Source organism: Bradyrhizobium sp. SZCCHNR1093, from assembly GCF_032381175.1.
Classification (GTDB): Bacteria; Pseudomonadota; Alphaproteobacteria; order Rhizobiales; family Xanthobacteraceae; genus Bradyrhizobium.
Map to the genome: position 1 here is coordinate 396,294 of NZ_JAUHJJ010000001.1, position 22,439 is coordinate 418,732.

At 66.7% G+C, this 22,439-nt stretch carries 22 protein-coding genes; 10 read left to right on the plus strand and 12 right to left on the minus strand.

The features are described 5' to 3' along the window. Positions 1 to 171: 171 nt before the first annotated feature. On the minus strand, positions 172 to 1,005 hold the full coding sequence (locus tag QX070_RS01950; protein ID WP_315734340.1) for an SDR family oxidoreductase: 834 nt from the start codon (positions 1,003 to 1,005) through the stop codon (positions 172 to 174). Positions 1,006 to 1,133: 128 nt separating this feature from the next. On the opposite strand from QX070_RS01950, the gene xylB reads away from it, so the two are divergent. The 7 genes from xylB to QX070_RS01985 all read left to right on the plus strand — a co-directional run bounded on the left by xylB (position 1,134) and on the right by QX070_RS01985 (position 7,688). Further along, a complete protein-coding gene (gene xylB, locus QX070_RS01955) occupies positions 1,134 to 2,579 on the plus strand; it encodes a xylulokinase (RefSeq protein WP_315734342.1) in 1,446 nt (481 codons plus the stop codon). Positions 2,580 to 2,727: 148 nt separating this feature from the next. Continuing rightward, the gene (locus tag QX070_RS01960) at positions 2,728 to 4,251 is read left to right on the plus strand and encodes a sugar ABC transporter ATP-binding protein (RefSeq protein ID WP_315734344.1); all 1,524 of its coding nucleotides are present in this window, start codon (positions 2,728 to 2,730) and stop codon (positions 4,249 to 4,251) included. Beyond that, a complete protein-coding gene (locus tag QX070_RS01965) occupies positions 4,244 to 5,302 on the plus strand; it encodes an ABC transporter permease subunit (RefSeq protein ID WP_315734347.1) in 1,059 nt (352 codons plus the stop codon). The genes QX070_RS01960 and QX070_RS01965 overlap by 8 nt, the downstream gene beginning before the upstream one ends. Positions 5,303 to 5,402: 100 nt before the next feature. Beyond that, positions 5,403 to 6,350 carry an ABC transporter substrate-binding protein gene (locus QX070_RS01970; RefSeq protein ID WP_315734349.1) on the plus strand — a complete coding sequence of 316 codons (948 nt, stop codon included), beginning with the start codon at positions 5,403 to 5,405 and terminating at the stop codon, positions 6,348 to 6,350. Positions 6,351 to 6,545: 195 nt separating this feature from the next. Beyond that, positions 6,546 to 6,680: a hypothetical protein gene (locus tag QX070_RS01975; RefSeq protein WP_315734351.1), complete on the plus strand. Its 135-nt coding sequence runs from the start codon at positions 6,546 to 6,548 to the stop codon at positions 6,678 to 6,680. A 118-nt stretch (positions 6,681 to 6,798) separates the two neighbouring features. Next, on the plus strand, positions 6,799 to 7,137 hold the full coding sequence (locus QX070_RS01980; RefSeq protein ID WP_315734353.1) for a Rieske 2Fe-2S domain-containing protein: 339 nt from the start codon (positions 6,799 to 6,801) through the stop codon (positions 7,135 to 7,137). Between the two features lie 83 nt (positions 7,138 to 7,220). Then, complete coding sequence (locus QX070_RS01985; RefSeq protein WP_315734355.1) at positions 7,221 to 7,688, plus strand: J domain-containing protein; 468 nt, start codon at positions 7,221 to 7,223, stop codon at positions 7,686 to 7,688. A 175-nt stretch (positions 7,689 to 7,863) separates the two neighbouring features. Here the strand turns inward: QX070_RS01985 and adh are convergent, their stop codons facing one another. The 3 genes from adh to QX070_RS02000 form a co-directional block, all read right to left on the minus strand. After that, positions 7,864 to 9,381, minus strand: a complete 1,518-nt coding sequence (gene adh, locus QX070_RS01990) for an aldehyde dehydrogenase (RefSeq protein ID WP_315734357.1) — start codon at positions 9,379 to 9,381, stop codon at positions 7,864 to 7,866. Between the two features lie 147 nt (positions 9,382 to 9,528). Beyond that, positions 9,529 to 10,533, minus strand: a complete 1,005-nt coding sequence (locus tag QX070_RS01995; RefSeq protein ID WP_315734359.1) for a helix-turn-helix domain-containing protein — start codon at positions 10,531 to 10,533, stop codon at positions 9,529 to 9,531. Between the two features lie 277 nt (positions 10,534 to 10,810). After that, complete coding sequence (locus QX070_RS02000) at positions 10,811 to 12,355, minus strand: outer membrane protein (RefSeq protein ID WP_315734361.1); 1,545 nt, start codon at positions 12,353 to 12,355, stop codon at positions 10,811 to 10,813. A gap of 311 nt (positions 12,356 to 12,666) precedes the next feature. Here QX070_RS02000 and QX070_RS02005 point away from each other — a divergent pair, with 311 nt between their 5' ends. Further along, complete coding sequence (locus tag QX070_RS02005; RefSeq protein ID WP_315734363.1) at positions 12,667 to 12,876, plus strand: hypothetical protein; 210 nt, start codon at positions 12,667 to 12,669, stop codon at positions 12,874 to 12,876. A 570-nt stretch (positions 12,877 to 13,446) separates the two neighbouring features. On the opposite strand, the gene QX070_RS02010 is transcribed toward QX070_RS02005, so the two are convergent. Continuing rightward, a complete protein-coding gene (locus tag QX070_RS02010) occupies positions 13,447 to 14,427 on the minus strand; it encodes a catalase family peroxidase (RefSeq protein ID WP_315734365.1) in 981 nt (326 codons plus the stop codon). A 287-nt stretch (positions 14,428 to 14,714) separates the two neighbouring features. Between QX070_RS02010 and QX070_RS02015 the strand changes: the two genes are divergently transcribed. Beyond that, positions 14,715 to 15,242, plus strand: coding sequence for a ParB N-terminal domain-containing protein (locus tag QX070_RS02015; RefSeq protein WP_315734367.1), 528 nt, complete (start codon positions 14,715 to 14,717; stop codon positions 15,240 to 15,242). A gap of 193 nt (positions 15,243 to 15,435) precedes the next feature. On the opposite strand, the gene ybgC is transcribed toward QX070_RS02015, so the two are convergent. The 7 genes from ybgC to QX070_RS02050 all read right to left on the minus strand — a co-directional run bounded on the left by ybgC (position 15,436) and on the right by QX070_RS02050 (position 20,438). After that, the gene (ybgC, locus tag QX070_RS02020; RefSeq protein WP_315734369.1) at positions 15,436 to 15,885 is read right to left on the minus strand and encodes a tol-pal system-associated acyl-CoA thioesterase; all 450 of its coding nucleotides are present in this window, start codon (positions 15,883 to 15,885) and stop codon (positions 15,436 to 15,438) included. Positions 15,886 to 15,965: 80 nt separating this feature from the next. Then, a complete protein-coding gene (locus tag QX070_RS02025) occupies positions 15,966 to 16,886 on the minus strand; it encodes a metallophosphoesterase (protein WP_315734371.1) in 921 nt (306 codons plus the stop codon). Positions 16,887 to 16,967: 81 nt separating this feature from the next. Then, a complete protein-coding gene (gene ruvB, locus QX070_RS02030; protein ID WP_315734373.1) occupies positions 16,968 to 18,014 on the minus strand; it encodes a Holliday junction branch migration DNA helicase RuvB in 1,047 nt (348 codons plus the stop codon). Then, a complete protein-coding gene (locus tag QX070_RS02035) occupies positions 18,011 to 18,430 on the minus strand; it encodes a cytidine deaminase (RefSeq protein WP_315734375.1) in 420 nt (139 codons plus the stop codon). Before QX070_RS02035 ends, ruvB begins: the two co-directional genes overlap by 4 nt. 46 nt (positions 18,431 to 18,476) lie before the next feature. Then, a complete protein-coding gene (ruvA, locus tag QX070_RS02040; RefSeq protein WP_315734377.1) occupies positions 18,477 to 19,094 on the minus strand; it encodes a Holliday junction branch migration protein RuvA in 618 nt (205 codons plus the stop codon). Beyond that, the gene (gene ruvC / locus QX070_RS02045) at positions 19,091 to 19,618 is read right to left on the minus strand and encodes a crossover junction endodeoxyribonuclease RuvC (protein WP_315734379.1); all 528 of its coding nucleotides are present in this window, start codon (positions 19,616 to 19,618) and stop codon (positions 19,091 to 19,093) included. The genes ruvA and ruvC overlap by 4 nt, the downstream gene beginning before the upstream one ends. 73 nt (positions 19,619 to 19,691) lie before the next feature. After that, positions 19,692 to 20,438, minus strand: a complete 747-nt coding sequence (locus tag QX070_RS02050) for a YebC/PmpR family DNA-binding transcriptional regulator (protein ID WP_315734381.1) — start codon at positions 20,436 to 20,438, stop codon at positions 19,692 to 19,694. A 218-nt stretch (positions 20,439 to 20,656) separates the two neighbouring features. Between QX070_RS02050 and QX070_RS02055 the strand changes: the two genes are divergently transcribed. Further along, complete coding sequence (locus QX070_RS02055; RefSeq protein ID WP_315734383.1) at positions 20,657 to 22,405, plus strand: methyl-accepting chemotaxis protein; 1,749 nt, start codon at positions 20,657 to 20,659, stop codon at positions 22,403 to 22,405. Positions 22,406 to 22,439: the final 34 nt, after the last annotated feature.

Sequence of the window (22,439 nt, forward strand, 5' to 3'; positions counted from 1 at the left end):
GCAATTCCAGTTCGCCAGGCGCGCGCACTCTCGTACCCACGCCTTAACGAAATCTCGCTGCACCCGCGAAGGGCTGCCATGCGCGGCGGATGCTTAAGAGAACCTCACCACGACGACGACAATGCGAATGATGGCAGGCGCACGGCGCGCAAGACCGATGCTGGCGCCGGATCAGCTCGCCCAATTGTCTCGGAATTCGCCGAACAGCGTAATGCCGCCGCACGCATAGATCGTCTGCCCGGTGATGTAGCTCGCCTCGGCCGAGGCGAGAAAGGCGAACACGCCGGCGATCTCTTCCGGGCTCGCCACCCGCCCCATCGGAATATGAGACTCGACCGCGGCGCGCTTCACCGGGTCCCCGGTCCAGGCCGCGTTGATCGGCGTGTCGACCGCACCGGGCCCGACCGAATTGACGCGGATGCCGCGCCCGGCGAATTCGAGCGCCAAGGTCCGCGTGAGGCCCGCCATCGCGCTCTTGCTGATCGAATAAGCGAGATAGCCCGGCTTCGGAATGATCTGGTGCACGCTCGAGGTGTTGATGATGTTGCCGCCGCCGCGCGCGACGAAATGCGCCAGCGCGTGACGCGCGCAGAGCACGGCGCCGTTGAGATTGACCTCGAGAATCTTGCGATACGTGTCGACGTCGAGCGCCTCGCTGGGCGATTCCCGCTGGAAGCCGGCATTGTTGACCAGGCAGTCGAGCCTGGGCCAGCGCTTGAGCACCGTCTCGAACATCTCGGCGATCTCGGCCTCGACGCCGATGTCGGCCTTCACGGCGAAATGATCACGTGCGCCGTGACCGTGCGCGGCGGAGACCGCCTGCACCAGCGCCAGGGTTTCGTCGCCGGACGGCGACGGACCGCCGAAATTGATCGCAACATGCGCGCCCTCCTCGGCGAACCGCACCGCGATCGCGCGGCCGATGCCTTGCGTTGCGCCCGTCACCAGCGCGTAGTGTCCGACGAGACGCGACGCCCGTTCGGCTGGTTGATCAGATGGCTCCATGTCTCGACTCCTTGAAAATGATCTCGCCTCGGCACGCTGCGATGACTCGCGTTCGGATGACAAGGCTATCAGGAGTCTGGTATCGCTCCACTCCGTATCCGTCATTGCGCACGCAGGCGTGAGGCGTCATGTATCTCGGCATCGATCTTGGAACATCCGCGGTCAAGACGATCATCGTCGATGCTGCGCAGCGCGTCGTTACGAGCCGCAGCCACGCCTTGACGATGGACGTGCCGCGACCGGGCTGGGCCGAGCAGGACCCCGCCGCATGGATCGCCGCGGTGTTCGCCACGCTCGATGCGCTCAAGGTCGATCATCCCGGCGCGGTGGCGGCGGTGGAAGCCATCGGCCTGTCGGGCCAGATGCATGGCCCGGTACTGCTCGATACCGCCATGAATCCGTTGCGGCCGTGCATTCTCTGGAACGATGGCCGGTCGGAGCGCGAATGCGTCGCGCTGGAGCAGCGCTGGCCCGCTTTGCGCAAGATCACCGGCAACAAGGCGATGCCCGGCTTCGCCGCGCCGAAGCTCATGTGGATCGAGGCGCACGAGCCGGAGATTTTCGCGGCCACACGGCTGGTTCTGCTGCCGAAGGCCTATGTCCGGCTGGTGCTGTCGGGCGAGGCGATCGAGGACATGTCCGATGCGTCCGGCTCGCTCTGGCTCGATGTCACCAGGCGCGACTGGTCGGACGAGGGCCTTGCCGCCACGCGCCTCACGCGTGCGCAGATGCCGCGCCTCGTCGAAGGCTGCGCACCGGCAGGTCGGTTGCGCAGCGACCTCGCGGAACGCTGGGGCATGACGAAGCGCCCAACCATCGCGGGCGGCGCCGGCGACAACCCGGCCGGCGCCGTCGGCATCGGTGCTGTCAGACCGGGCGCCACGTTCATCACGCTCGGCACGTCCGGCGCCGTGATCACGGCGGTCGACACCGTCACGGCCAATCCCGAGCGGGTCGTTCACACCTTCTGCCACGCCGTCCCTGCGATGTGGCTGCAGGCCGGCGCGATGCTGTCGGCAGCCTCATGCCTCGCCTGGGTCGCGCGGCTGCTCGGCGCGAGCGAGACCGAGCTGCTTGCGCCGCTGGGCACCCGGCCCGCCATGCCATCGCCGGTCAGCTTCCTGCCCTACCTCGCAGGCGAGCGGACACCGCATGACGATCCCCATGTCCGCGGCCTGCTCGACGGCCTGAGCCATGCCACCGACCGCAACGCCATCGTTCAGGCGGTGCTCGAGGGCGTTGCCTTCGCCCTGGCCGACTGCCGCGACGCGCTGACGGAAACCGGGCTCGTGATTGCCGAAGCGGATGCGATCGGCGGCGGATCGCGCTCCGACCTTTGGCTCGCGATCCTGGCGAATGTCCTCGACATCCCCATTCATCGGCTGGCCGAGGGCGAGACCGGCGCCGCCTTCGGCGCAGCGCGGCTGGCACGTCTTGCCGTCACCGGCGAGGACATCGGTGCCGTCTGCACGCCGCCGGCGCGCGTGCAGACCTTCGCTCCGGACATCGCGCTGTCGGCAGCCTATGCCGAGCGGCGGCCGCGCTGGCGACAGCTCTATCGTCGGCCGAGCTGAACGCATCTCCGAAAGGCCACCGTCGCGGCGACGTGTTGCAGCGGCGTCTCTTTCATATTGTATTCGGCAACAGCCTCTAGTTTAATGGCTTCCCGCGCCAGCGATCAACGAGCCGCGGACGACTAGACGACGTGCATTGGGAGGCACGATGAGCGGTCCGATCCTCGAGATGCGCGGGGTGTCGAAGTCATTCTTCACCATCAAGGCCCTGCACAAGGTCGACCTCACCGTCTACGCCGGCGAAGTCCATGCGCTGATGGGCGAAAACGGTGCCGGCAAATCCACGCTGATGAAGATTCTCTCCGGCGCCTATCGCCCGGATCCCGGCGGCGAGATCCGCATCGAGGGCCGGCCGGTGCGCATCGAAGGGCCGATGGGCGGCCGCAACGCCGGCATTTCGATCATCTACCAGGAGTTGTCGCTGGCGCCGAACCTGACGGTCGCCGAAAACATCTATCTCGGGCGCGAGCTGTCGCAGAGCGGCCTGCTCGCGCGCGGCACCATGCGCGAGGGCGCCGGGCCGATCCTGGACCGGCTCGGCGCCGATTTCACAGCCTCCTCCTTGGTGGCCGAGTTGTCGATGGGCCAGCGCCAGCTGGTGGAGATCGCCCGCGCGCTGCATGCACGATCCAAGATCCTGATCATGGACGAGCCGACCACCTCGCTGTCAGCCGGCGAAAGCGAGAAGCTGTTCGCGCTGATCCGCCAGCTCCGCGCCGAAGGGCTCGCCATCATCTACATCTCGCATCGCATGGACGAGGTCTATGCGCTCGGCGACCGCGTCACCGTGCTGCGCGATGGCCGGCTGGTCGGCTCGCTCGACAAGCCGGAGATCCGCGCCGACAGCATCGTCCGCATGATGGTCGGCCGCGACGTGTCATCATTCTACAAGAAAGACCACGACCCGCACGCCAAGCGCGACCGCGCGGTGCTCAGCGCCGTCGATCTCGGGGACGGCCATCGCGTCAAGAACTGCTCGCTGACCGTTCACGCCGGCGAGGTCGTCGGCCTCGCCGGGCTGATCGGCGCCGGGCGCACCGAGCTCGCGCATCTCATCATCGGGGCTGCGCCGAAGACGACGGGACACATCGAGCTCGACGGCGAGGAGGTCAGCATCGACACGCCGCGCGATGCGCTCGATGCGGGCATCGCCTATCTGACCGAGGACAGGAAGGCGCTCGGGCTGTTCCTCGACATGTCCTGCGCCGACAACATCAACCTTGCCGTGATCGGGCGTGACGCGAAGCTCGGCGGCCTTCTCGACCGCGACAAGGCGCGCGCACGCGCCGACGAGGCGTTCAGTGCGCTGGGCATTCGCGCCCCCAATCCGGGCGTCACCGTCGGCGGCCTGTCGGGCGGCAATCAGCAGAAGGTGCTGCTGTCACGCCTGCTCGCGACCGCGCCGAAGGTCCTGATCCTCGACGAGCCGACCCGCGGCGTCGATGTCGGCGCCAAGTCCGAGATCTACTCGATCATCGACAATCTCGCCAAGTCCGGCACCGCAATCCTGGTGATCTCGTCCGACCTGCCGGAGATTCTCGGCATCTGCGACCGCGTGCTGGTGATGCGCGAGGGACATCTGGTCGGCGACCTGCAGCAGAGCACGACATCACCCATCACCCAGGAAGACATCATGGCGCTGGCCACCGGGACGGAGCACGTCGATGCCTGACAACAGCCAAGCTCAAGCCAAGCCCGCGCCAGCGCAGATGAAGGCCGCGCCGGCACCGAGCCTCGCGGCATCGGACAACAAGCAGCAGCGGCTGCGGCTGATGATCCGCGCCGCCGGCATGCTGCCGGTGCTGCTCATCCTTTGCGTCGGCTTCCATATGCTGTCCGAAGGACGCTTCTTCACCGGACAGAATCTCGGAATCGTGCTGCAGCAGGCCGCGGTGAATACCGTGCTCGCCGCCGGCATGACCTTCGTCATCCTGACCGGCGGCATCGATTTGTCGGTCGGCTCGATCCTCGCCGCGGCTGCAATGGCCGGCCTGACACTGTCGAAGATGCCCGATCTCGGCGCGCTGTGGCTGCCGGCCGCGGTGCTGACGGGCCTCGCCTTCGGCGTCGTCAATGGCGCGCTGATCGCGCTGTTGCGGCTGCCGCCCTTCATCGTGACACTCGGCTCGCTCACGGCGGTGCGCGGTCTCGCCCGCCTGATGGGTGGCGACACCACCGTGTTCAACCCATCGATTCCCTACGCCTTCATCGGCAACGCCTCGCTGACGATCATCCCCGGCGTCGTCTCGATCCCCTGGCTGTCGGTGATTGCGCTGCTGGTGATCCTGGGCTCCTGGCTGATCCTGCGCCGGACCGTGCTCGGCGTGCACATCTATGCCGTCGGCGGCAATGAAAGCGCGGCGCGGCTCGCCGGCATCAAGGTCTGGGCCGTCCTGATCTTCGTCTACGGCATGTCCGGCCTGCTCGCCGGCCTCGGCGGCGGCATGCAGGCGGCGCGGCTCTATGCGGCGAACGGCCTGCAGCTCGGCCAGTCCTACGAGCTCGACGCCATCACCGCGGTCATTCTCGGCGGCACGTCGTTCGTCGGCGGCATCGGCTCGATCTGGGGCACCTTGGTCGGCGCCCTCATCATCGCGGTGTTGTCGAACGGGCTCATCTTGGTCGGCGTGTCCGACATCTGGCAATACGTCATCAAGGGCCTCGTGATCATCGGCGCCGTCGCGCTCGACCGCTACCGGCTGCAGGGCTCGGCCCGCACCTGAGACAACATGGCGGGCATCACCAGAGCCCGCCGCAACGGATTCTTCCACGGCCACTGGTCCGCCGTGCGTAGACGAACAGGAAGGACCAGGGAGGAAACACATGGTCAAGTCGATGTTATCAGCCGGTGCCGCGCTGGCGCTCGTGATGAGCTCCGCGCCGTCATCGGCCAAGGAGCTGAAATCGATCGGCGTGTCGCTGGGCTCGCTCGGCAACCCGTTCTTCGTCGCGTTGTCGAAGGGCGCCGAGTTCGAGGCCAAGAAGACCAATCCCAACGTCAAGATCACCGCGGTCGGCTTCGAATATGATCTCGGCAAGCAGGTCACCCAGATCGACAATTTCATCGCCGCCGGCGTCGACATGATCCTGCTCAACCCGGGAGATCCCAAGGCGATCGGCCCCGCCATCAAGAAGGCGCAGGCGGCCGGCATCCTCGTCGTCGCGGTCGACACGGCGGCCGAGGGCGCCGACGCCACCGTGACGACCAACAACGTGCAGGCCGGCGAGATCTCGTGCCAGTACATCGTCGACAAGCTCGGCGGCAAAGGCGACGTCATCATCGAGAACGGGCCGCAGGTATCGGCGGTGATCGACCGCGTCAACGGCTGCAAGAGCGTGTTCGCCAAGGCTCCCGGCATCAAGGTTCTCTCCAGCGACCAGGACGGCAAGGGCTCGCGCGAGGGCGGCCTCACGGTGACGCAGGGCTATCTCACCCGCTTCCCGAAGATCGACGCCATCTTCGCCATCAACGATCCCCAGGCGATCGGCACTGATCTCGCCGCGCGTCAGCAGCAGCGCACCGGCATCATCATCACCGCGGTCGACGGCGCCCCGGACATCGAAGCCGCGCTGAAGGATCCGGCCTCGCAGCAGATCCAGGCCTCGGCCTCGCAGGACCCGTTCTTCATGGCGCGCCGTGCCGTGCAGATCGGCGTCAACATCCTCAACGGCCAGAAGCCGGCCTCGACCGTCGAACTGCTGCCGTCCAAGCTGATCACGCGCGACAATGTCGGCGAGTACAAGGGCTGGACCTCCGAGCGCAAGGAGTAGAAATCGGCCGCTTCGCTTCTACCAAGCCCCCCGGCAACGCCGCCCTCACGGGCGGCGTTCTTCTTGGAACGAACCGCTGGACGCGCTCTATCAGGTTCTGAACGGCGCAGGCCGTCGCCAAACTCGGCGACGACATCAAGGCCGGAACGACGAACCTGCCCTTGAAAGTCCGTCTCAAGGTCGCCAATGCGGTGAATGCTCGGCGAGCCCGGCGCAGAGCGCCTGTTCGGCAAGGGCGACCTGCTGTGCGACCTCGGCCGCGGCCTGGTGCGCGCCCAGGGTCTGTTCATTCCCCAAGCGGAATTCCTCGCCGCGCTCGGCCGCAAATAGGCCCGCGCCGTCCACCGGCGTGTCGCGTTTGCGACAACGACCCGCTGTTTGTTGCTGCTTTTCGCTGGTCCGGAATTTGCGTGAGCCTGCCTGACGGCACCAATCAGCAGGCGATCCCATGGCTTTCACCGCAGTCTGTCCGACAAGCGCCATGACCGAAGGCGGCATGGGCCTGTACCAGGTCGGCAAGAAGAGCGTGCTGCTGCTCTGGCCTCACGGCGGCGAGCTGAAGGCCTATCGCGGCCGCTGCCCGCATGCCGACGTGCCGCTGACCGAGGCGACGTTCGACGGCAAGACCATCACCTGCCCGCACCATCAATGGGGCTTCGACGGCGTGAACGGCAAGTGCGTCACGCATCTCGTCCGCAACGCGCTGCACGGCTACCCGCTGCAGGTCGAAGGCGGCGAGATTCAGGTCGACGTCGGTCCTGTCAAGCAGGCCCGGTCGCCGGCTTGATCGGCCCATCGAAGATGGGAACAAACGCCGGGCACTCCCCTGTCCGCGCTGCGGAGGGAGGCCGTATCGACGAGTTCAGCAGCATGACGGGCGCCGCCGAATGGGTGATCTGGAATGGGTCGATAGGGATCGTCGACACGGTCCGGCTCGGCTCCATCACCGACGGCGCAACGGGACGGCTCGCACGGCTCGCGCCACCCTATGACGTCGTCGGGCCGTTCAGCCTCGACGAATTGGAGACCCACGGCCGCATCGTCTTCGGCTCCTGCCTCGTCATGTCGCAACGACGCTGGCGCGAGGATCAGGATGCGTTGCGGATCGAGGCGCGGGCCGCGCGTCGCGCCCTGTGGGATCGGCTCGCGCGCGACCAGAACGACGACGCCTTTCGCGCAATCCTCGAACTACCCCTGCAGGGTATGCTGACGGCTACACACATCAAAGCTGCGTTCCGCCGGCTGGCCAAGTCCGCGCATCCCGACGCCGGCGGCAGCAATGAACTTTATCGACGCATTTCCGAGGCACGCGATGCGCTGCTGGCGCGGTTGGAGTGACGATCGCGAGCGAGGACGTGACCGACAGCCACGAAATGACCAAGCGGAGCGAACCAGGAGCGGGATCCGAGCCGGCGCCCGAGCCAGCCGGACGCTCTCGTGCGACCGGCTGACATGCCGTCAAAAGAGCAAGCCGGTCGGGGCGCTCATGCCCGACCGGCCCGGCTCCCAGCCTTTAGAAGAAGCCGAGCTTCTTCGGGCTGTAGCTGACCAGCATGTTCTTGGTCTGCTGATAGTGGTCGAGCATGACCTTGTGGGTCTCGCGACCGACGCCGGACTGCTTGTAGCCGCCGAACGCCGCATGCGCCGGATAGGCGTGATAGCAATTGGTCCAGACACGCCCCGCCTGGATATTGCGGCCGAAGCGGTAGCAGGTGTTGGCGTCGCGGCTCCACACGCCGGCGCCGAGGCCGTAGAGCGTGTCGTTGGCGATCGCCAGCGCCTCGTCCTCGGTCTTGAAGGTCGTGACCGAGACCACGGGGCCGAAGATCTCCTCCTGGAACACGCGCATCTTGTTGTGCCCCTTGAACACCGTCGGCTTGACGTAGTAGCCGCCGGCGAGATCGCCGCCGAGCACGTTGCGCTCGCCACCGATCAGGAGCTGAGCGCCCTCGTTCTTGCCGATGTCGATGTAGGACAGGATCTTGGACATCTGCTCGGCGGAGGCCTGCGCGCCGATCATGGTCGCCGGATCGAGCGGGCTGCCCTGCACGATCGCGCCGACACGCTGCAGCGCGCGCTCCATGAAGCGCTCATAGATCGATTCGTGGATCAGCGCGCGGCTCGGGCAGGTGCAGACCTCGCCCTGGTTGAGCGCGAACATCACGAAGCCCTCGATCGCCTTGTCGAGGAAGTCGTCGTCCTCGGCGCAGACGTCCTTGAAGAAGATGTTGGGCGACTTGCCGCCGAGCTCGAGCGTGACCGGGATCAGGTTCTGCGAGGCGTATTGCATGATCAGCCGCCCCGTCGAGGTCTCACCGGTGAAGGCGATCTTGGCGATGCGGTTGGAGGAGGCCAGCGGCTTGCCCGCCTCTAAGCCGAACCCGTTGACGACGTTGAGCACGCCCGGCGGCAGCAGGTCGCCGACGATCTCCATCAGCACGAGGATCGAGGCCGGGGTCTGCTCGGCCGGCTTGAGCACGACGCAGTTGCCCGCGGCGAGCGCGGGCGCGAGCTTCCACGCCGCCATCAGGATCGGGAAATTCCACGGAATGATCTGACCGACGACGCCGAGCGGCTCGTGGAAGTGATAAGCGATGGTGTCGTGGTCGATCTCGGCGATCGAGCCTTCCTGCGCGCGGATCACGCCGGCGAAATAGCGGAAGTGGTCGATGGCGAGCGGGATGTCGGCCGCGGTGGTCTCGCGGATCGGCTTGCCGTTGTCCCAGGTCTCGGCGAGCGCCAGCCTATCGAGATTGGCCTCCATGCGGTCGGCGATCCTGTTGAGGACCATCGCGCGCTCGGTGACGCTAGTGCGCGCCCAGCCCTCCTTGGCGGCATGCGCGGCGTCGAGCGCGGCCTCGATATCGGAGGCATCGGAGCGCGCGATCTCGCACACCGGCTGGCCGGTGATCGGCGAGATGTTGTCGAAATATTTGCCGGCGTTGGGGGCCTTCCAGGCACCGCCGATGAAGTTGTCGTAACGCGCAGCGAAAGGCGGCTTGAACGCCGCATTGACGTCAACCTTGGTCATCTCTCTCTCCCATTCACGCCGATGCACACGGCGTTGGAGAGAGGCTCGATCAAACCGGCGCGACAGACCAGAGGCCGCAACGAGCGCGTCCGAGGAAGTGTCGCAGTTCTGCGACATGTTGGCTGCGATTCGACAGCCGCGGCGCGTTCACCGCTCGAGCCCGAGCCGCTTCATCTTCCGGTGCAGGGTGGCGCGCGACATGTCGAGCTCCTTCGCCGCCTTCGAGACGTTGCCGCCGGCGCGCGCCAGCGCGCGCTTCAGAACGGCACGCTCGGCGGCGTCAATGTCGTCGCCCCCGGTGGTTGCATCCTTGATCAGGTCGCCGGCCGGCACCGGACGCGCCAGCGCGGACGGAGAGAGGTTGAGCGCACGGCGCGCCGCCCGTGTGGCACCGACGACGAGGTCGTTGCGATCGACCGCCAGCAACGAGTTGATCTCGCGCTCGCTGTCCGGCGTGAGCACGATGCGGGCGTGCGGAAAGGCCTGGCGGAAATTCTCCGCCTCGATCAGGCGCGCGGCATCCGCGACGGTGGTCGCGATCAGCCGACTGAAACCCTCGGTCAGATCGGCGCGACAGGAGGAGACGTCGAGCGCGGCCTTGAGCTGGCCGTGCTCGTCGAAGATCGGCGCCGTGGTGCAGAACAGCCGCGCGTTGCGTGACAGGTAGTGCTGATCGCGGTCGATGGTCAGCGGCCGCTTCTCGACCAGGCAGGTGCCGATGGCATTGGTGCCCTCGTGCCGCTCGCTCCACACCGCGCCGGTCCACAGGCCCCAGGATTCGAAGGTGGCGTCGTCCCCGCGGGCGCCGCGGCGCTCGAGCACCGTGCCCTCGGCATCGGCCAGCAGCACCGAGCAGCCGACGCCCCCAACCGCCAGGAACAGCCGGTCGAGGCTCGCCTGTGCGATCGCGAGCAGCCGCCCGAGCCGGGCGCGCGCGTCCGCGATCTCGGCGGCCGTCAGGCGGGCTGGCAGCTTCGGCGTGGCGGGATCGAGCGCATGGAGATGGCCGGAGCGGCGCCATGATGCCGCCAGCGCCGAGACCGCCGGCGCGCCTCGGCTATCGGCTCTGCCGTCAGCGTCAGCCTTGGCATCCCCCTTGGCCAAGGCCTCCAGGACGCGATCCGAATGGGCATTCCCGGGCGAACGCCCCATGTCCCTCCTCCCGGCTTTGCCCGCGTTGGCGCGGCTTGTTGCTAGACTAGCGCAACTACAGCACCGCGGTTTGACCGGCGTCAAGGAACGCTGACCAAGCTGTCATCGGTCACCCACCTGTCGCGTGACAGTAGCCGCCTGAGGGAGGACGTCGGCAAGTTCCTCAGCTCGGTGCGCGCGAGCTGAGCACCAGCCCACAAAACCGAAAAGGCCGCCTGGACGAACCAGGCGGCCTTGCCGTGTTGCGTGACCGGCGGCGTGGCGTCCGCCGCGGGCCTCAGCGGGCGCCGCGCGACAGCATCTCGAAGCGGTAGTTGACACCGATCATCGCCGTGTGGAGCTGGGTCTTCTGGCTGACGACGTTCGGTCCTCCTGTGATCGCGGCGGCGCCCGGCAGCGTGCCGGTCGCGGTGCCGAAATCGGCGTAGTCATATTCGGCGAAGGCCGACCAGTTGCGGGCGAACATCCACTCGACGCCGGCGCCGACCGTCCAGCCGCTACGGTTGAACGCCACGCTGGCGGACTGTCCGGTGGCGGTGTTGACGACCGAAACGTTGGTCCGCGTCCACGCCGCGCCACCGCGCACATAGGCCAGGATCTCAGGCGTCACCAGATAGCCTGCGCGCACCGTGGCGGTGTAGAGGTTGCTGGTCCGCGTGTTCATCGTCAGCGCCGGCCCCAGCGGACTCGACGCGTTGATGATGCCGAGATCGGCCATCGCCTGGATGCCGACGACGAAGCGGTCCATCTGGTAATCGCAACCGAGCTGCAGGCCGCCGACGACGTCGCTGCCATTGCTGGAGACGGCGGTCGGAATCTGCACGGCCGCGACGGGCAGCGGCGCCACGTTGCCGCCGCCGGTCACCGGCGGCGGGTTCTGCGCCGGCGGATTGCCATTGTTGCCCTGCGGCGGCGGGTTCGGCTGGCCGCCGCCATTGTTCGGGGGTGGATTTTTCGGCGGCCAGCCGGGCTTGTCCGGATGATGCGGCCATCCGCCATGATTGTAGTTGCCGCCGTGCTGCTGCTGCCAGTGGTCCTTGTCGGGCTGCTTGTCGCCATAGCCGCCCTTGCCGTCATCATTGTCGTGCGGCTTGCCGCCCCAGCCGTAGCCGCCATGCTTGTCGTCGTTCCGGTCATCCGGCTTCAGCCAGGCGTAGCTGTCACGTTCGCTCTTCAGCGGCTGCTTCGACCACCCGAAGCCAAGCGGCTTGTCGTAGCCGTCGTCCTTCTTCGCGCCCCAGCCGGTGGCCGGCTTGTCATGATCGTTCTGCTGGTCATGTCGCAGCCAAGTATATTTGTCGGAGTAACCGTTCGAATGGAGCTGCGACCAGCCGCTCGACTTGCCATGGTCATCGTCGTGAGGCTTGTCGAACCAGCCGCTGCCATATTTGACGTCGTTGTAGTTGTCGTCCTTGGTCTTGGATGGCGCCGACGGCCAGGAAGACTTGTTGTCGCCGCCTTTCGATCCAACCTGTGGCCAATGATGACCGCCGTCGTGATCGGGCTTGTAGGACGGCTTGTCGTGCGGCCAGCCGTGATCCTTGTCGCCATGATACTGCTTGCCGGGCTGCCACCAGCCCTTGTCGTTGCGCTCACAGATCGGGGGCTTGCCCGGCGGCTTATGCGGCGGCGGCTTCCATCCGCCGTTGTTCCCGCCGGGGTTGTTCGGCGGCGGCGGGTTTGGCGCTGGATTTGCGACCACGGGCGGCTTGACCACAGGCGGGTTGTTTGCATTGCCGACCGGCTGCTGCACAGGCTGAACGGGCGCGGCGGCGGCATTGGCGACCTGGGTCCACGTCTGCTGCTGGCGTGACCAAGCCATCCCGGCGTTCGCGCCGGCATGGCAGCCACTCCACCTGTAGGCGAAGACGTCAGGCGGCGGGAGCGGGGGAGGCAGGGCGAGATCAGTCGCCCAGACCGATGTCGTACTTCCTGCGAAAGTAGATAGGCAAAGGCATACGCCAAATACGCGACGCATCGAACTCACAACTCCTGAACACGTGCCGCAACAAACGGCGGCCGCATCAGGAGGGTGAGATTGTGTCGCGAACTGAATTGAAAAATGTCATTCGGAAGGAATGCAGATCGCGACGCCGACGCGATCGAAGTTCAGCTTTGACTGTTGCACGCAAGATGCAGGATTCCGGCGAAAAGAAGCAGCGCGACACGATTGCGACAAACAGCGCAATGCGCGATGCCGCCGCGGCTCATGAGTTCATTAGTAGACGAATGTGCGCACCGAACTCACTGGATGCGCTGCGCGTCGGCGCCGCGCTCGACGGCATGCTTCCTGATCGCGCGCACCTCGCGATCGTCGGCCTTCGCGTCGACAACACGCCCTGATTGCATCACGTCGAACATGGCGGCACATCGGCTGCACGGCCGCCACCGCCTTCGACGCGCCGACGCTCGGCTGTCCACGCGTGTCGACAACCCCTGCTCTTGGTTTCGCCGTTATCGCGCGGCTTGTGCGACGTCATCGATCGGGAGAGAAAGCGGCGAATGCCGTCGCAATCGCGCTGAATGAGGCAGGGCCTCGTCAACGTTGCGGCAACTCATCGGGATCGCGCGCCGCGAAGCATCCACAATTGCGGCCGGTTGTGTCGTGCTCGCTCGCCGGGCTCGAAGGCCCGACCGTATCCATCGATCCGATCCTGCACTCCGCACAGATGCACCCCATTCCCGCTCGTTCTGGATCGCGATCAGGATGGAACGAAGCTAGGTCACGGCCGATCGCGACCGGAAATACGGATTTGAGCTCGCCGCCAAATCGTCCGGTCATCGGCACAAGCGCCGCCCGCAGCGCGCAGCATCATGGCTGGGCTCGCCTCGGCCACGACGACAGACTGAGGCCCGTCGGGCGGATCAGCGCAGCCTGATCCGCCGCACCGCGCGTCGCGCGTCACGTCATCATCACGGATTGCGCCGGGAGAACGAGATGGCGTAGGCGCCGTTGCGGATGTCGATCATCGGATCATCCGACGCCTCGACGCCGTCGGTGAGCTGGCCGGGCAGGAACAGCAGCTTCTTCTGCACCCCGTCGCTGTCTTCGACCGCCTTGTCGATCGTCAGCACGCCGAGCTCGACCAGCTTGCGATCGTCAGGCCACGGCTTGGCCGGATCCTTGGTGTCGTCGCCGGCCGCAGCGAGCTGCGCCTTGAAGCGGAACGTCACCGGCCCCTGCTTCAGCCGCGCCGGCAGCTCGGCCATCAGGAAGTCCGGCGCGCGTTTCGCCGCGTCCTCCTTGTCGATATGCACGACCTTCTCCGGCAGCATCTGCCAGCGCACCGCCTGCTTTTCGCCGGCCTTGTTGACGAGCACGAAGGCGTTGACGCCGAAATAGGCCTCGTCGGCAAGACTGTCCGGCGTCGCGATGGTACCGAGCGCCGCCGGCACCGAGGGATGGCTGGCGATGAACTGCTCGAGCCTGGTCGGCTTGGCCGCGTTCGGTCCGGAGTCCGCGATCGCCAGGAACAAATCGCGCAGCTCCGCAGCGGTCGAGACGGGGAAGAATTTCAGCGAGTTGATCACGAGGTCCATGTCGCTGCCGTCGGCGAGATGAAACTTCACCGCCATGCCGTGCGGATTGGCGTCGCCGGAGCCGTCCGGCAGGTTCGGCACGCCGGTGGAGTCCGAGAACCGCACCGTCACCGGAATCTCGCCACCGCTGAACAGCGAAGCCTTGCTCAAGGTCGCCGCCTCGGTCGACGGCTTGAACTTGCCCTCGACCACGACGCCCTTGGCGTGATTGGCGCGAAAGCCGGCGTGCACGCCGAACACCTTGTTCATTGCATTGACGAGCTGCTCCTCGACCGGCGGTTCCTGCGCGAGGGCAGCGGCGGGCAACGCGAGGGCAATCCCGGCCAGCGCGGCAACGAGCGTGCGTGTCGTCATGAGCGGTGTCCTCCTGTATGAGCGATGCAGCATAGCAGCATGAATTGACGCGCGAGCGACTTTCGTGCGCGACCGATGGGGCGCCCATCACAGTCGCATGATTCACCTTGCCGTCTGACAGGAGACATCGCGCCCCGTCACCCGCTCCTTGCGGCGAGATGGCGAATGTCTCTATTGTAGCCGCGCGTGCCCGGTCTGCCTCCGCTCCGCGCTGCCGTGCGGATCGGGAGATCGTGCCCCTCCGACCCTGGCGCCGGACGGCGCGCGCCCACGACGGAGTTTCGACTGTGTCCGCACCGGAAAGCTTCCCCATCGACAAGATCCACGTCCCCGACAAGAAGCGCAAGGCGCTGAAGCAGGACGCGGTCGACGCGCTGGCCGAAAGCATTTTGGAGGTCGGCCAGCGCGAGCCGATCCTCGTCCGCCGCGACAAGGACCATTTTGTCCTGATCGAAGGTCTGCACCGCCTCGAAGCCTGCAAGGCCCTCGGCGAAAGCGCCATCATGGGTCTGCTGATCTCCGCCGAGGAAGCCCGCCAACGCGAGCTGCCACCGCCGCCCGTCGATCCGGAGCGCGAGAAGATGGAGCGGCTGCGCAAGCTGCGGCTGGAGAAGGAGGAAGCGGAGAAGCTCGCCACGGCGCCGAGAGGCGTCTCGGGCGCCCATGCCGCGACGCGTCCGCGCGGGCCGACGGAGACGACGAACCGGAGCAACAGGGCTGCCACCGCGAAACCATCGCGCCCCGGACAGGGATCGACGCCCCGAACCCTGTCGGATTGGATCAAGCAACAAGAGCGCAGCGGCGGGCGATACTGACGGCTTCGACGCGCGATTGCCCCCGGCCAAGGTTTGATGGAACGGCAGTCCGTAGGGCGGATCAGCGCAGCGTGATCCGCCGCCACGCGCCGCATCCGCTGCGCAAATGGCGTGACCGACTGGACGGCGGCGAGGTGGCGATCGCTGGCGGGCACATCTTCATCCCTCCACTCGTCCGGCCGTCAGCACCAGTTTAGGCGAGGTCCGCCTTCATCAGGTCGCGCAGCGCTCTCGGTATCGGCTGCGCCCTGCCGCCGCTGATGAACGCGACTCTCACGTCGGCCTTGACGAGCACCTCCTCGCCGCGCCTGACCTCCTGCGCCAGCGTGATCGACGCCCCCTTCACCGCCACGGGCCAAGTGACGACGTCGAGCACGTCGTCCATGCGCGCCGGCCGCAGGAAATCGAGCGTCATCGAGCGCACGACGAAAGCGAAGCCCGGCATCTCGCTTTCTGCCTCTGCGAACAGCGCGTGCTGCTCGGCGCCCATCAGCCGCAGATGATTGGTGCGGCCGCGCTCCATGAAGCGGAGGTAGTTGGCGTGATAGACGATTCCGGAGAAATCCGTGTCCTCGTAGTAGACCCGCACCTGCATGTGGTGGCGGCCGTCGCGGATCTCGCCGTCGAGATGTTGGTGGGTCAAGGGAAGCCCTCGATCGTCGGAAATGGCGATCGTTTCGCCCAGTTCAACGGCCAGCGCAAGAGCAGGCTAGCAAGAGCGGGCTACGACGTCACCTCCACAGGTTCCCTGCCGACGGTGACCAGCACGATCTCCGGCGGCATGCCGATCCGGACCGGCATGATGCTGCAGCCGAGGCCGCCGGAAACGATCACGTCGCATTGGGTGCGGATGTGGCCGTAGGCCAGATTGACGCCATTGCGCGCGGGAACGGCCGGCGACCAGCCGAGCACACGAACCTGCCCGCCATGCGTATGCCCGGAGAGCTGCAGCGCCACCCGCGACGGCACCCGGAGCGCAACGTCGGGCTCATGCGCCAGCAGGATCACCGGCGCGCTGTCCGTCACCTTGCGCAGTGTGCTCGCGAGATCATCGATGCCGATCCGCGGCACGGACCGGAAGCGCCTGGCCGGCATGTAGGCCAGCTGATCGCCGAGGCCGGCGAGCCAGAAGGCATGACCATTCTTGCTGAGCCGCACCACATCGTTCTCATAGACGGGAATGCCGGCGGCCTCGAGCGCCTTCTGGGCATACGGCGCGCCGCGGCCATCGCGCTGCACGGTTCGATCATCCCAGTAATCATGATTGCCCAGGATGGCGTGCACGCCCAGCGGCGCCTTCAGGCCGCCGAGCACCGGCGCCCACTCCGAAGCGTCGATGCGTCCGATGTGATGACGATGGCCGGCGACGTAGTCGCCGAGCAGGACGATCAAATCCGGCTGCAGCGCGTTGGTCCGCTGGACGATCCCGTCGATATGCGCCAGCGACATCCAGGGATCGCAAGCGTGGATGTCGGCGATCGCAGCGATCTTCAGTCTTAGCCCAGCCGGCCAGTTGCGTGGATGGATGTGATAGTCGGTGACGCCCAGGCGGAGCGGCTCGACGCCGACGCCATAGGTCGCAGTCGAAAAACCGGTCGCGGCAAGACCGCCTGAGAATGACAGAAAGCGACGGCGTGACAGCATGGACGAACTCCTCGCACGCAATCCTTCTTCGATCATTGCAACCGATTTCGGGTGCGTCCGTGCAGATTGTCAGCAGATTCGTTAAGCATCGTCCTCACTGCCGAACAGGCCGAACTGGCTGGGATCGCGGTTCGGCTCGGACATGCCGAGATGCCGGAACGCATGCGAGGTCAACAGCCGGCCGCGCGGCGTGCGCTGCAGATAGCCGCACTGGATCAGATAGGGCTCGATGATGTCCTCGATCGCGTCGCGCGGCTCCGACAGCGCCGCCGCCATGGTCTCGACGCCGACCGGCCCGCCGCCGTAGTTCAGGGCGATGGTCGAGAGATAGCGCCGGTCCATTGCATCGAGCCCGGCGGCATCGACCTCCAGCGCGCTCAAGGCATGATCAGCGATGGCGCGATCGATCGCGCTGGCATTCGCCGCCGAGGCGAAGTCACGCACCCGGCGCAAGAGCCGGCCGGCGATCCGCGGGGTGCCGCGGGCGCGGCGCGCGATCTCGTTGGCGCCGTCGGCGGTCATGCCAACGCCGAGCACGCGGGCACCGCGCGTCACGATGCCCTCCAGCTCCTCGACCGTGTAGAAGTTCAGCCGGATCGGGATGCCGAAACGATCACGCAGCGGATTTGTCAGCAGGCCTGCGCGCGTCGTCGCGCCGACCAGCGTGAACTTCGACAAGTCGATCTTCACCGAGCGGGCCGCCGGTCCCTCGCCGATGATGAGGTCGAGCTGAAAATCCTCCATCGCAGGATAGAGCACCTCCTCGACCGCCGGGCTGAGACGATGGATCTCGTCGATGAACAACACGTCGCGCTCTTCGAGGTTCGTCAACAGCGCCGCCAGATCGCCGGCCTTGGCGATGACCGGGCCCGATGTGGCGCGGAAGCCGACGCCGAGCTCGCGCGCGACGATCTGGGCCAAGGTGGTTTTGCCAAGACCAGGAGGACCGACGAACAGCACATGGTCGAGCGCCTCGCCGCGCTTGCGCGCCGCCTCGATGAAGATCGACAGATTGGCACGCGCCTGCTGCTGGCCGACGAACTCGGAGAGCTGCTGCGGACGCAGCGCGGTGTCACCGACATCGTCGGAGCGCCGCTCCGGACTGACCATGCGCGCAGGCGGCTTCATTCGTTGCCGCGCCTGTATTTGTTCGGCAGCAGCTCGCCGATCGTCACCGCCGCAGGCCCCTTACCGTTCGACGGCACGATGACGCGCGCCTTCGCATCGTAGTCATGGATCAGCTCGCGGCAGGTGCCGCAGGGCGAGACCACGGCGACCTCGCCCGGCTCACCCGGCTTGGGATGACGCACCGCGACGATGGTCTCGATGCCGTGATCGCCGTGCTCGGTGATGGCGCGGCCGATCGCGATCGCCTCGGCGCAGACGGCGTTGCGGCCGAGATAGGCGTCGATGTTGACGCCGGTGATGATGCGGCCGTCGCGGGTGCGCACGGCCGCGCCGACCTCCTGCCAGTCGTTGCGGTAGCGGCTCTTCACCGCTGACGCCGCCGCCTCGATCAGCTCCTTGTCCTTCTTGCTCACCATGGGGGAAACGATTGTCCTTCTGCTCGCCCGGCCGGGCGACGATAGCCTATTTCGCCAGCTCCTTGAGACCGAGGCGAATGAGTTGCGCGGTCTCGGCCTTGTCGCCGGCCGCGCGAGATGCGGCCGCGATCGCGGCGGCCGCCTGCGGCTGGCCATAGCCGAGATTGATGAGCGCGGAGATGGCATCCGCGATGGGCCGCGGCGCGCGCTGCTCCTCGATCGCACCGGACAGCCTGACCACGCCGGGATCGACATCGGCGAAGGCCGGCGCCTTGTCCTTCAGCTCGGTCACGATGCGCTCGGCGACCTTGGGGCCGACGCCCGGCGTGCGCGCCACCGCCGCCTTGTCGCGCAGCGCGATGGCGTTGGCGAGATCGGCCGGCGGCAACGTGCCGAGCACGGCGAGGGCGACCTTGGCGCCGACGCCCTGCACCGTCTGCAAAAGGCGAAACCATTCCCGTTCGACATCCGAGCGAAAACCGAACAGCTTGATCTGGTCCTCGCGCACATAGGTCTCGATCGACAATGTGGCGGCTTCACCCGGCGACGGCAAGGCCTGCAACGTCCGCGCCGAGCAGTGCACCTGATAGCCGACGCCGCCGACGTCGAGGATGACGAAATCCTCAGCGTAGGAATCGATCAGCCCCTTGAGCTTGCCGATCATAGCCCCGCCACCTTCATGCGCAGCGCCTGGCCCTGGCGGTGATGGGCGTGGGTGATGGCGATGGCGAGCGCGTCCGCCGCGTCGGCCGACGGCGGCTCGGCCTTGGGCAGCAGGATCTTCAGCATCACCGCGATCTGGCCCTTGTCGGCATGGCCGGCGCCGACCACGGTCTTCTTGACCTGGTTGGGGGCGTATTCGGCGACCGAAATCCCGAACATGGCCGGCGCCAGCATGGCGATGCCGCGGGCCTGGCCGAGCTTCAGGGTCGCAACACCATCCTTGTTGACGAAGGTCTGCTCGACCGCAGCTTCCATCGGGGTGTAGCGGCCAAGCACCGCGGAAAGCCCCTCGTGGATCGCCAGCAGCCGGCTCGCCAGCGGCAGGTCGTCGGGCGGCTCCACCGAGCCGCAACCGACATAGATCAGCCGGTTGCCCTCGCTCTCGATCACCCCCCAGCCGGTGCGGCGGAGGCCGGGATCGATCCCAATGATACGGACGGCTGCGCGAATCGGCTGGGCTTTCATGGGATAGAGATAGCCTTGCGCCACACCGATGGAAACATAAACGGAACGGACGAACGACGTGGTTAAGCGTCCGTCAACCGCCCATCTTCGCCATCAGCGCGTCCGAGATCTCGAAATTGGCATAGACGTTCTGGACGTCGTCGTGCTCGTTCAGCAGATCCATCAGCTTCAGCAGCTTCTCGGCGGTCTCGTCGTCGACCGCCACGGTGTTCTGCGGCTTCCAGGTCAGCGCCGCCTTGCGCGGCTCGCCGAACTTGGCCTCGAGATTCTTGGCGACCTCGCGCAGGCTCTCCGGCGAGGCATAGATCTCGTGCCCCCCCTCGCCCGAGATCACGTCGTCGGCGCCAGCCTCGATGGCGGCGTCCAGCACCGCGTCATCCGAGGCGACGCTGCGGTCGTATTCGATGATGCCGACGCGGTCGAACATGAACGACACCGAGCCGGTCTCGCCGAGATTGCCGCCGGATTTGGTGAAGTAGGAGCGGATGTCGGAGGCGGCGCGGTTGCGGTTGTCGGTCAGCGCCTCGACGATGACGGCGACGCCGCCCGGGCCATAGCCCTCGTAGCGGATCTCGTCGTAATTGTCGCCTTCGCCGCCGAGCGCCTTCTTGATGGCGCGCTCGATGTTGTCCTTGGGCATGTTCTCGGCCCGGGCGGCGACCACGGCGGCCCGCAGCCGCGGGTTCATCGCCGGGTCCGGCGTGCCGAGCTTGGCGGCGACGGTGATTTCGCGCGCCAGCTTGCCGAACAGCTTGGACTTCATCGCATCCTGCCGGCCCTTGCGATGCATGATGTTCTTGAATTGGGAATGGCCGGCCATGCGAGGTCTCTTGAAATCGTAGGGATCAGGTGGGGGAAGCGCGGCCTTATAGGCCGGGAATCGTCAAAATCAAAGATTTGAGGTGGATTCAGGGTGGCCGCCCCCTTCGAAGAGCCGGTTGGCTGCCCTGCACCATAAGCCAAATGTTAACCACGGCTTCACAGTCAAGTGCAACGATGCCGCCCCTCTGCACCTTTTCACCGCACCGGGGCCGCCCCATGGCGTTTGGTTTCCTTGCAAGACGACCCTCTGCGCCCGATCCGGTGGCTGAACCGAAACCGGTGGCCGCGCCGGAGCCGCCGGCGTCGTCGGATGCCGATTCGGCCAAGGCCATCCTCGACCTGCTGGAGCTGGAACTCGGCGGCATGATTCGCCAGCTCGAGCGCGCCGCCGATGCGGTCGCCAGCGGCGCCGAGGCGACGGCGGGGACGCTGACGGACATTCGCCAGCGCGCCGATTCGCTGAGCGGCCGCAGCAGCGCCGCGCAAGGAACGGCGGCGACGTTCGCCCACGCCGCAGAGAAGGTGACCCAGTCCGCCCACGGTATCCGTGCCCAGGTCCAGGACGGCGGCCAGCTCGCCGACCAGGCCAGCGCCGCCGCCACGGAAGCCCGGGCCAACGTCGACCGCCTGCGCGAGTCCTCGGCGGCGATCGGCAACGTCGTCAACCTGATCTCCCAGATCGCGCGCCAGACAACCCTGCTCGCGCTCAACTCGACCATCGAGGCCGCTCGCGCCGGCGACGCCGGCCGCGGCTTCGCGGTGGTGGCGACCGAGGTCAAGGCGCTTGCCGTCCAGACCCAGAACGCGACCGAGGAGATCACCCGCAAGATCGAGGCACTGCAGAAGGACGCCGCCGGCTCGGCCGACGCCGTCCACCGCATCGCCCAGGCGATCGAGGCGATCCGCCCGGTCTTCACCAACGTCAACGGCGCCGTCGCCGAGCAGAACCAGACCACCGGCGAGATGTCGAACAATGCGGCGCAGGCCTCGCAGTTCATATCCTCGGTGGTCGACAGCGCCGCTGACATCAGCAGCGCCACCCAGCAGGCCGAGAGCTATGGCGAGCGCGTCACGAACGCCGGGCGCGCCGTAACCATGTACGCCCAGAAGCTGAAGGCGCGCTGTGCCGTGCTGCTGCGCCAGGGCGATCGGCCCGTGCGCAGCGGCAGCGAGCGCCTGCCTTGCCATCTCAAGCTCGAGATCAAATCCGGCGCCCGCACGATCACGGCCGCGGTCTACGAGATTGCCAACGACGGCGTGCTGATCACCGGCCCCGACGCGAGCCGTCTCGCCGTGAACGAGGGGTTCGACGCCGTGCTGGAGGACGTCGGCCCGTGCCGCCTGCGCGTCACCGAGCAGGTGAAGGCCGGCGCCCAGGCGCGGTTCGATGCGCCCAATGCCGAGCTGCGCGAGAAGATCGAGGACAAGCTCTGGGCGCTGCACGAGGAGAACAATGAGTTCGTCACCCGCGCCATGGAAGCCGGCACCGAGCTGAACCGGATGTTCGAAAGCGCCGTCGCGCGCGGCGAGATCACGCTCGAGGACATGTTCGATACCAACTATGTCGAGATCCCCGGCACCAATCCGCAGCAGCACCGCAGCCGGATTCTCGACTGGGCCGAGCGCGTGCTGCCTTCGTTCCAGGAGGCCTTCCTCGTCAAGGACCAGCGCATGGCGTTCTGCGTCGCGATCGATCGCAACGGCTATCTGCCGGTGCACAACCGGATCTATTCGCATCCGCAGCGGCCGGGCGACGCAGCCTTCAACACCGCCAACAGCCGCAACCGCCGCATCTTCAACGATCCGGCCGGGCTCGCCGCCGGCCGCAACCAGCGGCCCTATCTGATCCAGAGCTACGCGCGCGACATGGGCAATGGCAATACCGTCATGATGCGCGAAATCGACGTGCCGATCCGGGTCCGCGGCCGGCACTGGGGCGGCTTCCGCACCGCCTACAAATTGTGAGTCGAGCGGTGATTTTCTGATCCTTTCAAGCCCT

Excerpts from the sequence above, each read along its gene's own strand:
- ruvA (WP_315734377.1), bottom strand. The coding sequence starts at position 19,094 with ATGATCGGCAAGCTCAAGGGGCTGATCGATTCCTACGCTGAGGATTTC.
- QX070_RS01995 (WP_315734359.1), bottom strand. The coding sequence starts at position 10,533 with ATGGGGCGTTCGCCCGGGAATGCCCATTCGGATCGCGTCCTGGAGGCC.
- QX070_RS01950 (WP_315734340.1), bottom strand. The coding sequence starts at position 1,005 with ATGGAGCCATCTGATCAACCAGCCGAACGGGCGTCGCGTCTCGTCGGA.
- QX070_RS01985 (WP_315734355.1), top strand. The coding sequence starts at position 7,221 with ATGACGGGCGCCGCCGAATGGGTGATCTGGAATGGGTCGATAGGGATC.
- ruvC (WP_315734379.1), bottom strand. The coding sequence starts at position 19,618 with ATGAAAGCCCAGCCGATTCGCGCAGCCGTCCGTATCATTGGGATCGAT.
- QX070_RS02035 (WP_315734375.1), bottom strand. The coding sequence starts at position 18,430 with ATGGTGAGCAAGAAGGACAAGGAGCTGATCGAGGCGGCGGCGTCAGCG.
- QX070_RS01960 (WP_315734344.1), top strand. The coding sequence starts at position 2,728 with ATGAGCGGTCCGATCCTCGAGATGCGCGGGGTGTCGAAGTCATTCTTC.
- QX070_RS01980 (WP_315734353.1), top strand. The coding sequence starts at position 6,799 with ATGGCTTTCACCGCAGTCTGTCCGACAAGCGCCATGACCGAAGGCGGC.
- QX070_RS02050 (WP_315734381.1), bottom strand. The coding sequence starts at position 20,438 with ATGGCCGGCCATTCCCAATTCAAGAACATCATGCATCGCAAGGGCCGG.
- adh (WP_315734357.1), bottom strand. The coding sequence starts at position 9,381 with ATGACCAAGGTTGACGTCAATGCGGCGTTCAAGCCGCCTTTCGCTGCG.
- QX070_RS02055 (WP_315734383.1), top strand. The coding sequence starts at position 20,657 with ATGGCGTTTGGTTTCCTTGCAAGACGACCCTCTGCGCCCGATCCGGTG.
- QX070_RS02005 (WP_315734363.1), top strand. The coding sequence starts at position 12,667 with ATGCAGGATTCCGGCGAAAAGAAGCAGCGCGACACGATTGCGACAAAC.
- QX070_RS01975 (WP_315734351.1), top strand. The coding sequence starts at position 6,546 with ATGCTCGGCGAGCCCGGCGCAGAGCGCCTGTTCGGCAAGGGCGACCTG.
- xylB (WP_315734342.1), top strand. The coding sequence starts at position 1,134 with ATGTATCTCGGCATCGATCTTGGAACATCCGCGGTCAAGACGATCATC.
- QX070_RS01965 (WP_315734347.1), top strand. The coding sequence starts at position 4,244 with ATGCCTGACAACAGCCAAGCTCAAGCCAAGCCCGCGCCAGCGCAGATG.
- QX070_RS02000 (WP_315734361.1), bottom strand. The coding sequence starts at position 12,355 with ATGGCTTGGTCACGCCAGCAGCAGACGTGGACCCAGGTCGCCAATGCC.
- ruvB (WP_315734373.1), bottom strand. The coding sequence starts at position 18,014 with ATGAAGCCGCCTGCGCGCATGGTCAGTCCGGAGCGGCGCTCCGACGAT.
- QX070_RS02025 (WP_315734371.1), bottom strand. The coding sequence starts at position 16,886 with ATGCTGTCACGCCGTCGCTTTCTGTCATTCTCAGGCGGTCTTGCCGCG.
- QX070_RS01970 (WP_315734349.1), top strand. The coding sequence starts at position 5,403 with ATGGTCAAGTCGATGTTATCAGCCGGTGCCGCGCTGGCGCTCGTGATG.
- QX070_RS02010 (WP_315734365.1), bottom strand. The coding sequence starts at position 14,427 with ATGACGACACGCACGCTCGTTGCCGCGCTGGCCGGGATTGCCCTCGCG.